This window comes from Pseudomonas sp. (assembly GCF_041601375.1).
Lineage (GTDB): Bacteria > Pseudomonadota > Gammaproteobacteria > Pseudomonadales > Pseudomonadaceae > Aquipseudomonas.
Genome location: NZ_JBFIIG010000122.1, coordinates 1 through 12,653, shown reverse-complemented (window position 1 = coordinate 12,653; position 12,653 = coordinate 1). Strand labels below are relative to the sequence as shown.

The following is a 12,653-nucleotide window of genomic DNA, read 5'->3' as shown; positions in this document are numbered from 1 at the left end:
TTGAAGAACTCGTCGACCGGCATGTGCACCAGGCTTTCGTGATCCCCGGCTTCCAGGTAGATGTCCTGCTGACGCACCAGCAGCGGATCGATCAGCATGTCGAGGCCATAGATCTCGCCCAGCGCCGGTATCGCGCCGCGCTCGCAATCCTTGAACAGGTTCACCAGCGACTGCTCGCCACTGAGCTGCCAACGCCGCGTGCCCTTGTGCACCTTGTCCAGATCCAGTTGCCGATTGGCCGGCAACACGGCCATCAGGTAGTGCCCGCGACGATCGTCGAGAATCACCGACTTGGCCATGCGCGCCGCAGGGATTCCGGCCCTGCGCGCCGCCTCCAGGCTGGTCGCCGAGTACATGTGCTCGACCAGCTTGAACTGACAGTGCGCCCGCTGCAGGCTGCGCTCCAGGGTTTGTGCCATGTGCATGAGCCACCTCCTCGACCGTTTTTATTCGCGGTCATCACCGATTGCCTGCTTCAAGTCTAGTCAGGCAACCACGCGGCCAAGAAACGCTTGCTGCTATCGCGCGGCAGGCATAGTCGAAACAGCACTATCGAACTCGCCACTTGCCTATAATCGGCGTTTTCCCGGAGTTTCCATGTCCGCACTGCTCGATGCCTGGCAGCACGCGCCCACCCACAGACGGGTCTGGGCCCTGGCTGCGCCGATGATTTTGTCCAACCTGTCGGTGCCGCTGGTGGCATTGGTCGACAGCGCGGTGGTCGGCCACCTGCCCCACGCCCATCAACTGGCGGCAGTGGCGATCGGCGGCAGCCTGTTTACCTTGCTGAGCTGGGCCGTGGGTTTTCTGCGCATGGGCACCACCGGGTTCGCCGCCCAGGCCGCCGGCCGGCAAGACGGCAGCGCGTTGCGCCAGGTGCTGCTGCAAGGCCTGCTGCTCGGCGGGCTGCTGGCGTTGGCCTTGATCCTGCTGGCGCTGCCCTTCAGTGACGCGGCGCTGAGCCTGATGCAACCCTCGGCGCAGCTCGATGCGCTGGCCCGCAGTTACTTCCAGATCCGCCTGCTCGGCCTGCCGGCGGTGCTGGCCACCTATGCCCTGATCGGCTGGCTGCTCGGCACCCAGAACGCCCGCGGGCCGTTGGCGATCCTGCTGACCACCAACCTGCTCAACGTGGCGCTCGACCTGCTCTTCGTCCTCGGTTTGCACTGGGGCGTGGCCGGCGCGGCCTGGGCCTCGGTGATCGCCGAATGGAGTGGCGTACTGCTGGGGCTGTGGCTGGCGCGCCGGGCATTGCGCGCCTATGCCGGGCAGATCGACTGGTCGGCGCTGCGCCGCTGGCTGAACTGGCGACCGCTGCTGGCGGTGAACCGCGACATCTTTATCCGCACCCTGGCCCTGCAGTTGGTGTTCTTCCTCATCACCGTGCAGGGCTCGCGCCTGGGCGACGCCACGGTGGCGGCCAATGCCTTGCTGCTCAACGGTCTGCTGCTCACCGCCCACGCCCTCGACGGCCTCGCCCACGCGGTGGAAGCCCTGTGCGGCCACGCCCTCGGCGCCCGCGATCGCCAGACCTTGCGCCGCAGCCTGATCGTCGCCGGCGGCTGGTCGCTGCTGGCCAGCCTCGGCTTTGCCCTGTTCTTCCTGCTCGGCGGGCACTGGTTCATCCACCTGCAAACCGATATCGCCCCCGTGCGCGCCCTGGCCCTCGACTACCTGCCCTACCTGGCGCTGCTGCCGCTGCTGGCGGTGTGGAGCTACCTGCTCGACGGCCTGTTCATCGGCGCCACCCGGGCCCGCGAGATGCGCAATTCGATGCTCCTGGCGGTCGGTTTGAGCCTGCCGCTGGCCTGGCTGCTGCAAGCCTTCGGCAATCACGGCCTGTGGCTGGCCTTCCTCTGCTTCATGCTGCTGCGCAGCCTCTGCCTGGGCACCTATGCCTACCAACTGACGCGCGCCGATCTCTGGTTTGGCCTACGTCCAGCACAAGGAGCTGCACATGCTCAGCCCTGAGATACCCGGCAACGAAGAGCTTCGCCAGCAGGTGCTGGATGATCAGGAACTGCTCGACACGCCCGCCGATCCTTATCTGGACACCCTGGTACGGGTGGTGCGCGAGTTGTTCGAAGTGGAAACCGTGCTGGTCAGCCTGATCGACCACGAGCGCCAATGGTTCAAGGCGCGACTGGGCCTGGACATTGCGGAGACGCCGCGCACCGTGTCTTTCTGCGGCCATGCGATCCTCGCCGACGAACCCTTTATCGTCGAGGATGCCAGTGCCGATCCGCGCTTCGCCGATAACCCGGTGGTCACCGGGCATCCGTTTCTGCGCTTCTACGCCGGCCAACCGCTGTTTTCCGAGAACGGCCAGGCGCTCGGCACCCTGTGCCTGATCCACTCGCAAGCCAAACAGCTGAACGACCGGCAAATCCGCCTGCTCAGGGACATGGCGACCCTGGTCGAAGGCTACCTCAAGCTGCGCAGCGTCAGTCAGCAGACGGTACAACTGCGCGCGGCACTCAGCCGCGAACAACGCAAGGCCATGCTCGACCCGCTGACCCAACTGTGGAACCGCGCCGGCCTCGAACACTTTCTCCAGCGCGAACTGCGCCTGGCGCAGGAGCGCGGCCTGCAGCTCGGCTTACTGTTCTGCGACCTCGATCATTTCAAGGCAATCAATGACACCCATGGTCACGGCGCAGGCGATCAGGCCTTGTGGGAAAGCGCCAGGTGCATTGCCACGGCCGTGCGTCCACAGGATGTGGTGACGCGTAGCGGTGGCGAAGAGTTCGTCGTGCTGACCCAGGTGCATGACCAGCAAGAACTGCTGCGGATTGCCGAGCGGGTGCGCGGCCAGATCGACAAGACCCCGATCATCACTGGCGGCGTCCAGCTCGGCCTGACCGTCAGCATCGGCTGCGCCCTGGCCATGCCCGGCGAAACCCCGGATGCCGCTCTGGCCCGCGCCGACCGGGCGCTGTACCAGGCCAAACACAACGGCCGCAATCGGGTGGAGCTGGCCAGCGACTGACAGGCCGGCGAAACCGTACTGGCGCGGCGGAATAACCGCCGTGACCGGTCCACAGGGCGCGCGAAGCGAGTCGAAAGCGCAGTGCATGAGCTGTAGATGAACATGTCGACGGCGCGCCTGGCCAGGGGCCCGCATCCGATGCCTGGATAAACGCCACATAGCCGAGTGCAATCGCTATTCAACGCCCTTGCCAAGCCAATCACTGACCAGAAGGAACTCGCCATGGCCGAAGCCATAGCCGCCTACCTGCACTACCTGTCGATCTTCCTGCTGTTTGCCCTGCTGACCCTCGAGCACCAGCTGTTCAAACGGCCGCTGGACCTGTCGCGGGCGCGCAGCCTGATCCGCATCGACATCGCCTATGCCCTGTCGGCCGGCCTGGTATTGGCCAGCGGCGTCGCGCGCCTGATCTGGTATGGCAAGGGGCCAGCCTACTACCTGCACAACAGCCTGTTCCACGCCAAGTTCGGCCTGTTCATCCTGATTGCCCTGCTGTCGATCCTGCCGACCCGGGTCTTCCTCAACTGGCGCAACGACCTGCGCGCCGGCCAGGTGCCGCAGCTCAGCGCCCGCCTGGGCAGGCTGGTGATCATGTGCATCCGCCTGGAGTTGCTGCTGTTGCTGATCCTGCCGTTGCTGGCCGCGCTGATGGCGCGCGGTTTCGGCGTGATCGGCTAGGGCGGCTTCGGAGCGCAGCGACAACCCGCCAGCTTTGTGCCGCGCCAGTGAACCAACGGTGCACTGCCTGCGGCGAGTGCCCCCCTAGCGGTCGTGGGTTGTTCCAGATCGGGCGCCCCACGCAGTCCGTAGGGCGGCTTCGGAGCGCAGTGACAACCCGCCAGCTGTGTGCCACGCCACCGAACCAGGGTGCACTGCCAGCGGCGAGCACACCCCTGGGGTTGCTTGTCACGGTGCGGCGTCGCCCCTCCTATCAGGACGACAGGTAGGACGAGCGGGTCAGCCCCAGGCGCAGGGCGTCGAGGAACTGGGTGCGCTCGCGGGCGCTGATCTTGGCGCTGGCGACCTTGTCGCGGTAGTGGGTCATCAACTCCTCGGGCGACAGGTGCACGTAGCGCAGCATGTCCTCGATGGTGTCGTGGGTCTCGATGCCGGCGTGGTACACGCTGCCGTTGGGGTTCTGGTAGATGTTCACCGAGTCGGTGTCGCCGAACAGGTTGTGCATGTCGCCGAGAATTTCCTGGTAGGCGCCGACCAGGAAGATCCCCAGCAGGTAGTCCTCGCCCTCGCGCACTTCGTGCACCGGCAGGCTGGTCTCGATGCTCTGCTCGTCGACGTACTGTTTGATCTTGCCGTCGGAGTCGCAGGTCAGGTCCTGCAGCACGGCGCGGCGCAGCGGCTCTTCGTCGAGGCGGTTGAGCGGCAGGATCGGCAGCACCTGGTCGATGGCCCAGGTGTCAGGCAGGCTCTGGAACACCGAGAAGTTGCAGATGTACTTGTCGGCGAGCTTGTCGTTGAGCTCGTCGAGCACCTGGCGGTGGGAGCGCTGCCGGGCCTTCAGCGAGTCGTACAGGCGCCGGCACACGGCGAAGTAGCACTGCTCGGCCAGCGCCTTGTCGGTCAGGCCGATCTTGCCATCGGCGTACTGGCTGGCGACGTCGCTCATGTAGTGGGTGGCGCGCCAGTAGTTCTCGGTGACCATCTCGATATCGATCGGGCCGAGCAGGTCCACCAGGTACTGCACGGTCTCCGGCAAAGCGGCTTTGTCGTCGATGTCCGGCACCGCGTCGTTGTGTTTCTCCACGTCGGTGACCTGCACCACCAGCATGGCGTGGTGCGCGGTCAGCGCACGGCCGCTCTCGGAGAAGATGTGCGGGTGCGGCAGTTCCTGGGCGTCGCAGAACTCTTTCAACATGCCGACCACCACGCCGGCGTAATCGTCCATGTCGTAGTTGATCGAGCTGGCGTTGCGCGAGTGGGTGCCGTCGTAGTCGACCCCGAGGCCGCCGCCGACGTCGATATGATCGACCGGCAGGCCCAGGCCGCGCAGCTCGCCGTAGTAGCGAATGGCTTCCTTGAAGCCGTGCTGGTAGTCGGCCAGGTTGGCGATCTGCGAACCCATGTGAAAGTGCAGCAGGCGGATGCCCTGGTCCAGCCCGGCCACCCGGAAACGCTCGACCACCGACAACAACTGCGCCGCGGACAAGCCGAACTTGGACTTCTCGCCGCCGGTGTCCGCCCACTTCGAGGAGGCCAGCGACGACAGGCGCACGCGCAGGCCGATCTGCGCAGCGACCTTGAGCTCGGCCGCCTCCTCGATCACCAACTGCACCTCGGACTCTTTCTCGATGACGATGAACACGTTGTGGCCGAGCTTCTGCCCCATCAGCGCCAGCTTGATGAACTCGCGGTCCTTGTAGCCATTGCAGACGATGGTGCCGCCCTTGGGCGCCAGCGCCAGCACGGCCAACAACTCGGGCTTGGAGCCGGCTTCCAGGCCGATGGAGACGTTCTGCGTGGCGATGATGTTCTCGATCACCGCCTCCTGCTGGTTGACCTTGATCGGGTAGAGCGCGGTGTACTGGCTCTGGTATTCCAGGCGCGCGATGTTGGCATCGAAGGCACCGGTCAACTGGCGCACGCGATCCTGCAGGATGTCCGGAAAACGCACCAGCAGCGGCAGGCTGAGGCCGCTCTGGCGCAACTCTTCCACCTGTTCGAACAGGTCGATCGGCGTGCTTCCGGGGCCGTTCGGCCGCACCTCGACGCGGCCCTGGTCATTGATCGCGAAATAACCCGCGCCCCAATGGCGAATACCGTAGACGCTGCGACTGTCCGCTACTGTCCACTGGCTGCCGTCGTCTTTGCGTGTGCGTCGTGCGGACATCGAGGTCTCCCTTGTTGGCGATTGCAGCCCCGGATTGACCGGGACCGGTGCAGATTGAAGTCTGGAAATGACGATTACCCGGCAGCAGCAGACCAAAGGGGTCTGCTGCTGCCGGGGAAGTTTAGAGAAGCTGGGGTCAGCCGCCGGATTTTTTGGCTTTGAAGCCACGTTTGAGCAGTTCGGCGAGCAACAGCTCGACGTGATCGCCCTGAATCTCGATCACCCCGTCCTTCAACGAGCCGCCGCAGCCGCAGCGCCTCTTCAGGGCGCTGGCCAAGTCTTTCAACGGCTCTTCGGCCAGGGCCACGCCACTGACGGTGGTCACCGTCTTGCCGCCACGGCCTTTGGTTTCGCGGCGCACGCGGGCGACGCCGTCACCTTCGGGAATCGGGGTGTTCTTGCAGATGCAGGCATCCACCGGCTGAGCGCAGTCCGGACAATGCCGGCCGCTGTCGGTGGAATACACCAGGCCGCTCAGGGCGGCGAATGACGAAGCTTTCTTGACCACCGGCTTGTCCTCATGTGGGGTCAGGATAGCGACTGGCCGATAGACATCGACCGCGAAGCCCCACTCTGGCAGGGGCGGCGCACCCGAGCTGGACGGCTAGGGTTTGGAGGGCGCGCAGTGTAACGGCAAAGCGCGCGGATGCTAAGTGCCAAGATGCGCCATTAATCGGTGGATTGGCGACGTTGTTCTGCATCTTGCGCGACAACGCTCGGAATGCCGTACACCAGGTGCGCCCTACGACCGTGCCGCCAGATAGCGCTCGAGCGCCGCCAGCGAGTCGGGGCAATAGGGCTTGCAGCGGGCGTCGGCCAAGGCCTCGTCGAGGGACATGAACCGCGCCTCCAGCACCTCCTCCGGCTGCAGCACCAGCGGTGCATCGGACACCGCCGAGTAAGCCCTGCACCACAGCCGGCTTTCCGCTGCGTCGTAGAGAAAATGAGCGTGCTCGACCAGCGGCGCATCCTCGATGCCCAGTTCTTCGGCCAGCTCGCGCGCTGCCGACTCGGCGTAACTCTCCCCCTCGAGCACCATGCCACCAGCGGCCACATCCCAGTAGCCGGGATACAGCGCCTTGCTCAGGGTTCGCCGGTGCACACAGAGTTCACCGGCCGAGTTGAACAGCAGGATGTAGGTGCCGCGGCCGATCAGCCGGCGCTCGCGCAACTCGGCGCGCAACACGCCACCGAGCGGCCGATCCTGCTCGTCGACCCAGGCGACCAGTTCGGCATCGGAGGCGGCGCGGTGCGCCATCTCGGCGTCGGAAATAGCCATTGCCTAGCCCTGCGACAGCAGTTGACGCAGATCGATAAGCCCGGCGTTGGCCCGCGAAATATAGTTAGCCATCACCAGCGAATGGTTGGCCAGCAGACCATAGCCACTGCCATTGAGGATCATCGGGCTCCACAGGGTTTCCTGCGCGGCCTCCAGTTCGCGGATCACCTGACGCAGACTGACGGTGGCGTTCTTCTTCACCAGGACATCGGCGAAATCCACTTCGATGGCACGCAGCAGGTGCGACAGCGCCCAGGCCTGGCCGCGAGCTTCGTAAAACACATTGTCGATCTGCATCCAGGGCGTCTCGTAAGCACCCTCGCTGACCTGCACCGCCTGACCTTCGACCACATCTTGCAGATCAATTTCGGTGTTCAGGCGCACCTGGCCGACGCTGGCCGACAAGCGCTGCGACAGCGAGCCCAGACGGGTCGCGGCATCACCTAGCCAGGCATTAAGGTTGTCGGCACGAGTGTAGAACTGCCCGCTCACCTGGCTCGGGTCACCCAGCCGCGCCATATAGCGATCCAGCGACTTGATCGCTTGACGGTATTCCGCCTCGGAGGCCGGCAGCGCCCAGCTCTTGTTGTCGAAATGAAAGCGCGGCTCGGCCTTGGCCAGGTCCGGGTCTTCGGTGGATTGCGACTGCGAGCGGGTGAAGTCCTTGCGCAGGGCGCGCGCCATGTCACGCACCTGCACCAGCACACCAAATTCCCAACTCGGCATGTTATCCAGCCACAGCCCCGGTGGGGCGAGGTCGTTGGCCAGGTAACCACCCGGCTTGTCCAGCAAGGTACTGGCGACCTCCTTCAGGGTGGCCGCCGTGGTGTAACCACTGACCATCTGGTGTTGCGCGCTTTGCGCTGTCGCCTCGGCGCGCTGCTGCACCGAAAATTGTTCCGGCTCCTGGCTCCAGTACCAGCCGACGATTACCGCCAGCAACAGATAGAGACCGAGCAAGCCGCCTATTGACCGGCTGAGCCAGCCGCCTCCCAGGTAACTGCGCACGTTGCCCACAGAGTCATCGACGCTGTCGCGCGCGCCTGCAGCGCGTTTTTTCCAGTCCAGCATGGCAGTGTCCTTTTATCTACGGCGTTTGGCTGTTCGACTACAACCCTACAAGGGTTGCACAACAGCCTTGCACTATAAATGAAGCACGGGCCGATGCGCAGCGCTGACGAACAACTTGACGGCGCTGCAACTCCTGGCCCGCACGGCGGTCAATGTGACCGAAGGCTCAGGCTGACAGATCGGCGGTACTGCTGGACAAACCCGCAGTGATAGCATGGAGCCACCACGGCAGACTGCGTCCGCCACCCCAACGGAACCCGGCCATGACCGAGCACGAAGACCCCAGTCTCGACCGCCTCAAGCAGCACTTCGCCCAGCGCGTGATCCATCAGGCACGGCAAATACTGGAAGTCTGGCAGCGCCTGCAACGCAGCGAGTGGAATGAACGCGGCATGCATGAACTGCGCGAGGCCACGCTGCTGCTGCAGCGCTATGCCGAGCGTTTCGAACAAGCCGAGCACCGTCAGTTGGCGCAAGCCATCGGCCATTGCCTGCAGGCGGTCGCGGACAATCGCGGGCGCCTCAACAGCGACCTGATCGGCCAGCTCAACCAGCTCATGCAGCGTCTGTCGCGTACCGGGCTGCGCCGCGGCGACAGCTTCGAGCAGACCGCCCTGCCGCCGCTGCGCAAACCGGTGTACCTGGCCCTGCAGCACCCCGACCGGGCCGAGCGCCTGGCGCAGCAGCTGGAGTACTTCGGCATGACCGCGCAAGCCCTGGACACGGCCAATGCCTTTCGCTCGGCGATGCTCGAACGGCATCCGGCCGCCATCCTCATGGAAGTGGACTTCTCCGGCCCCGGAGCCGGTTTGCAACTGGCCCAGGCCATGCAGCAAGATCTGGAAGCGAAAATCCCCCTGCTGTTCTACAGCCACCAGGACACCGATACGCCGACCCGCCTGGCGGCGGTGCGCGCCGGCGGCCAGGAATTCTTCACCGGCACCCTGGACGCCTCCAGCCTGCTCGAGCGCATCGAAGTCCTCACCCATGTGGCGCAGTACGAACCCTACAAAGTGCTGATCGTCGATGACTCGCGCGCCCAGGCCACCTATACCGAACGGGCGCTCAACAGCGCCGGGATCCTCACCCGCACCCTGATCGAGCCGATCCAGGCGATGGCCGAACTGGCCGAATTCCAGCCCGACCTGATCATCCTCGACATGTACATGCCCGAGTGCAGCGGCACCGAACTGGCCAAGGTGATTCGCCACAGCGACCGCTACGTCAGCGTGCCGATCATCTACCTGTCCGCCGAAGACGACCTCGACAAGCAACTCGACGCCATGAGCGAAGGCGGCGACGACTTCCTCACCAAACCGATCAAGCCGCGCCACCTGATCGCCACCGTGCGCAACCGCGCCGCCCGCGCACGCAACCTCAAGGCGCGCATGGTGCGCGACAGCCTCACCGGCCTGTACAACCACACCCATAGCCTGCAGTTGCTCGAAGATGCCCGCTTCCGCGCCCAGCGCGACCAGCAGCCGCTGAGCTTCGCCATGCTCGACATCGACTTCTTCAAGAAGGTCAACGACAACTATGGCCACCCCATGGGCGACCGAGTGATCAAGAGCCTGGCGCTGTTCCTCAAGCAGCGCCTGCGCAAGAGCGACCACATCGGCCGCTACGGCGGCGAAGAGTTCGCCGTGGTCATGCCCAACACCGACGCCCAGGCAGCCCGGCAGGTGCTCGACGAGATCCGCCAGCGCTTCGCCGAGATCCACTACCCGGCGCAGCCGCTCGACCTGTCCTGCACCTTCAGTGGCGGCATCGCCCAACTGCAGGGCGATACCAGCAGCCAAATCCTGACCCAGCAGGCCGATCAGGCGCTCTACCTGGCCAAGCATGGCGGGCGCAACCGGGTCGAGGTGTACCAGTCGGCAATGGCCCCGACCTGATCTGGTCCTATTCAGCGATACAGGACCTGACATCCTGCGCGAACCTCATACCCCAGGAGGCGGAGGCGCCCACGCGTCCCGATGCCATTTCGGTGCGCCGCATAACTGTCGCCGGCCTCGGGGCGTCATCAACCTGTCATGAAAACGCAATAACTTCAGCGACATAGCGATCGCGCCCGAACCTCATCGGACGCACGCCAGCACCCTTCCGTCTGCGGTCGAGTCCTATGCGCCTGAAATCACTTACCAACCTCAATACCCTGCTGCTGGTCACCGTCTGCGTGGCCCTGGCAGCCACCCTCTGGTGGTCGCAACGCGCCCTGGAGCGCCCCTATCTGTTGATGGAGCGCTACCTGAGCCTGTCCCAGCAGTTCCAGCGGGAGGCGGCGCGCAATATCCTCGACTACCTCGGCAGCGGCGATGCCCTGCGGCACAGCGCGGCGATCCAAGCCCTGGACAACCTGGCGCCGGCGATAGCCGAACTGCCGCCGCAACTGGCCGAGGAGCTGCGCCCCAGCCTCGCCGAACTGCAAAGCTTCAGCGCCAACCAGCTGCTCGCCGCCGGCAAATTGGCCGGCGACCCCCAGGGTTTGCTGCTGCAGGCCGAGCGCGAGATGGGCGACGCCCTGGACCAGCTGGCGCACTATGCCGACAGCGCCGGCGCCGATGCGGCGCACGCCTACCGCCTGCCCTTGTTCGTCGCGGCCCAGCACCTGGCGCGCCTGGCCCATGCCCGCGACAAACTGGTCAGCAGCGGCCGCAGCGAACTGGTCGCCGACGTCGAGCGCGAACTGGCGACACTCGGCCTTCAGGCCCAAGCCCTGGATGCCCTGCCCCTGCTGGGCGTGGCCGATGACAGCAGCTCCAGCAGCGATGATTTTTCCGCCCTGCTGGGCCTGACCAACGACAGCGACAGCACGCAGGCAGAAGACCGCGGCATTGCCCTCAAGCGCAATTTTGCCAGCCTGATCGGCCGCTACCCGGGCGAACTGCAGCGCACCCGCAGCCTGATCGAACAGCGCGTCGCCCTGGCCGACGCCACCCGCCGCCAGGTCGATGGCGTGCAACAGGCTCTCGCCACTCTGGAACCGGCCGTGCGCGCCGAGCATGGCCGGATTCAGGGCGAGGTACGCCTGCTCCAGGGCCTGATGATCGGCCTGATCCTGCTGATCGCCCTGACCATCGACACTATTCAGCGGCGCCTGACCCGGGTCCTCAACCACCTGGTGCCGGCCCTGTCGACCTGGGCCCAGGGCGATTTCGCCGAGGACATCAGGCTCGGTTCGCGCACCCGCGAACTGTGCGACATCGAGGCATCGCTGAACCGCCTGCGCCTCTACCTGGTCGATCTGGTCGGCAGCATCCGCCGGCACGCCGAACAGGTCGCCGGCTCCAGCCGCACCCTGGCCGACCTCAGCGGTGGCCTGCATGCCGGCGCCGAACGCCAGGCTGGCGATACCGCGCAGATTCGCGATGCCCTCGGCGACCTGGAGGCCACCATCCAGCAGGTCGCCGGCGACGCCAGCCAGGCCGCCGATGCCAGCCGCGATGCCGACCGCGCCCTGGAGCAGGGCCAGCAGGTGATCGGCCAGAGCCTCAGCGGGCTGCATGCGCTGGTCGGCGAAGTGCAGGGCAACGCCCAAGCCATCGAGCGCCTGGCCGAGGAAACCGCGACCATCGGCACTGTGCTGACGGTGATTCGCGGCATCGCCGAGCAGACCAACCTGCTGGCCCTCAACGCCGCCATCGAAGCGGCCCGTGCCGGCGAGGCGGGCCGCGGCTTTGCCGTGGTCGCCGACGAGGTGCGCTCGCTGTCGCAGCGCACCAGCGGCGCCACCGCGGAAATCCAGGAGCTGATCGGTCGCCTGCAACAGGCCGCACGGCAATCGGTCGGCGCCATGCGCGCCCAGGTCGAACACGCCCAGGCCAGCGCCGGCCAGGCCGAGGCGGCCGATGGTGCGCTGGACGAAATCATCGCGGCGATTCGCACCATCGCCAGCATGGCCGAACGCATCGCCGACGCCACCGCCCAGCAGAGCGGCGCGGTCAGCGAAATTCGCGGCCACAGCGAGCGCATCCACCAACTCGGCGGCGACAACCTGATGCGCATCGGCGAAGGTCGCCAGCAAGGCGAACGACTGTTGCAAGTGGGCGGCCAGCTGCACACGGCGGTGCAGGCATTCCGCCTGTAGCGCGCTCACCGGCCAGGCGCGACCATCTGTCGCAGCCGCTACGCACGGGCGCGCCAACAGGTCATTGGCCCGCCTGACAAGCCCGCTTACAGGCTGCGCCCTGACGTCAGGACACAAGCTTGGTTATGATGCAGGAACTTCTGACCCGCGAGACCGCCATGCGCCGTTTGCTCTGCCTGATCCTGCTGCTGGTTGCCCTGCCCGCTGGCGCCGGCCTGTTCGACAGCCGCCCAGCCCCGGCGCCGCTGGGCGCGCCGCTGAACAACAGTGCCGACTTCCTCCCCGTGCGCGAGGCGTTCCAACTGAGCCTGGTCGACAGCTCGGCCGAGTCGATCACCCTGCGCTTCGTCGCCGCCGAGGGCTACTACCTCTACAAGCACCG

At 65.7% G+C, this 12,653-nt stretch carries 11 protein-coding genes; 6 read left to right on the top strand and 5 right to left on the bottom strand.

The window, feature by feature from the left end:
- On the bottom strand, positions 1 to 425 hold a 425-nt coding region (locus ABZE94_RS15235), incomplete at its 3' end, for an aminoacyl-tRNA deacylase (protein ID WP_372876344.1).
- Positions 426 to 597: 172 nt separating this feature from the next.
- Between ABZE94_RS15235 and ABZE94_RS15230 the strand changes: the two genes are divergently transcribed.
- The 3 genes from ABZE94_RS15230 to ABZE94_RS15220 all read left to right on the top strand — a co-directional run bounded on the left by ABZE94_RS15230 (position 598) and on the right by ABZE94_RS15220 (position 3,667).
- A complete protein-coding gene (locus tag ABZE94_RS15230; RefSeq protein ID WP_372876343.1) occupies positions 598 to 1,971 on the top strand; it encodes an MATE family efflux transporter in 1,374 nt (457 codons plus the stop codon).
- Entirely contained in the window at positions 1,958 to 2,989 is a 1,032-nt protein-coding gene (locus tag ABZE94_RS15225; protein WP_372876342.1) for a GGDEF domain-containing protein, read from the top strand. The genes ABZE94_RS15230 and ABZE94_RS15225 overlap by 14 nt, the downstream gene beginning before the upstream one ends.
- Positions 2,990 to 3,211: 222 nt before the next feature.
- Complete coding sequence (locus ABZE94_RS15220; RefSeq protein WP_372876341.1) at positions 3,212 to 3,667, top strand: DUF2214 family protein; 456 nt, start codon at positions 3,212 to 3,214, stop codon at positions 3,665 to 3,667.
- A gap of 253 nt (positions 3,668 to 3,920) precedes the next feature.
- Here the strand turns inward: ABZE94_RS15220 and speA are convergent, their stop codons facing one another.
- The 4 genes from speA to ABZE94_RS15200 form a co-directional block, all read right to left on the bottom strand.
- A complete protein-coding gene (gene speA / locus ABZE94_RS15215; protein WP_372876340.1) occupies positions 3,921 to 5,834 on the bottom strand; it encodes an arginine decarboxylase in 1,914 nt (637 codons plus the stop codon).
- A gap of 136 nt (positions 5,835 to 5,970) precedes the next feature.
- Entirely contained in the window at positions 5,971 to 6,342 is a 372-nt protein-coding gene (locus tag ABZE94_RS15210) for a translation initiation factor Sui1 (RefSeq protein WP_372876339.1), read from the bottom strand.
- A 234-nt stretch (positions 6,343 to 6,576) separates the two neighbouring features.
- Positions 6,577 to 7,113 carry an NUDIX hydrolase gene (locus ABZE94_RS15205; RefSeq protein WP_372876338.1) on the bottom strand — a complete coding sequence of 179 codons (537 nt, stop codon included), beginning with the start codon at positions 7,111 to 7,113 and terminating at the stop codon, positions 6,577 to 6,579.
- 3 nt (positions 7,114 to 7,116) lie between these two features.
- Positions 7,117 to 8,184 (bottom strand): DUF2333 family protein, encoded by a 1,068-nt coding sequence (locus ABZE94_RS15200; RefSeq protein ID WP_372876337.1) that lies wholly within the window; start codon positions 8,182 to 8,184, stop codon positions 7,117 to 7,119.
- 263 nt (positions 8,185 to 8,447) lie between these two features.
- Between ABZE94_RS15200 and ABZE94_RS15195 the strand changes: the two genes are divergently transcribed.
- The 3 genes from ABZE94_RS15195 to ABZE94_RS15185 form a co-directional block, all read left to right on the top strand.
- Positions 8,448 to 10,079, top strand: a complete 1,632-nt coding sequence (locus ABZE94_RS15195) for a diguanylate cyclase (RefSeq protein ID WP_372876336.1) — start codon at positions 8,448 to 8,450, stop codon at positions 10,077 to 10,079.
- A 227-nt stretch (positions 10,080 to 10,306) separates the two neighbouring features.
- A complete protein-coding gene (locus ABZE94_RS15190) occupies positions 10,307 to 12,271 on the top strand; it encodes a methyl-accepting chemotaxis protein (RefSeq protein ID WP_372876335.1) in 1,965 nt (654 codons plus the stop codon).
- 158 nt (positions 12,272 to 12,429) lie between these two features.
- Positions 12,430 to 12,653, top strand: a 224-nt coding sequence (locus ABZE94_RS15185) for a protein-disulfide reductase DsbD domain-containing protein (protein WP_372876345.1), incomplete at its 3' end; no start/stop codon positions are given.

Bases quoted from the DNA above. Each gene is read 5' to 3' on its own strand.
- ABZE94_RS15230 (WP_372876343.1), top strand. From the start codon at position 598: ATGTCCGCACTGCTCGATGCCTGGCAGCACGCGCCCACCCACAGACGG.
- ABZE94_RS15225 (WP_372876342.1), top strand. From the start codon at position 1,958: ATGCTCAGCCCTGAGATACCCGGCAACGAAGAGCTTCGCCAGCAGGTG.
- ABZE94_RS15220 (WP_372876341.1), top strand. From the start codon at position 3,212: ATGGCCGAAGCCATAGCCGCCTACCTGCACTACCTGTCGATCTTCCTG.
- speA (WP_372876340.1), bottom strand. From the start codon at position 5,834: ATGTCCGCACGACGCACACGCAAAGACGACGGCAGCCAGTGGACAGTA.
- ABZE94_RS15205 (WP_372876338.1), bottom strand. From the start codon at position 7,113: ATGGCTATTTCCGACGCCGAGATGGCGCACCGCGCCGCCTCCGATGCC.
- ABZE94_RS15200 (WP_372876337.1), bottom strand. From the start codon at position 8,184: ATGCTGGACTGGAAAAAACGCGCTGCAGGCGCGCGCGACAGCGTCGAT.
- ABZE94_RS15195 (WP_372876336.1), top strand. From the start codon at position 8,448: ATGACCGAGCACGAAGACCCCAGTCTCGACCGCCTCAAGCAGCACTTC.
- ABZE94_RS15190 (WP_372876335.1), top strand. From the start codon at position 10,307: ATGCGCCTGAAATCACTTACCAACCTCAATACCCTGCTGCTGGTCACC.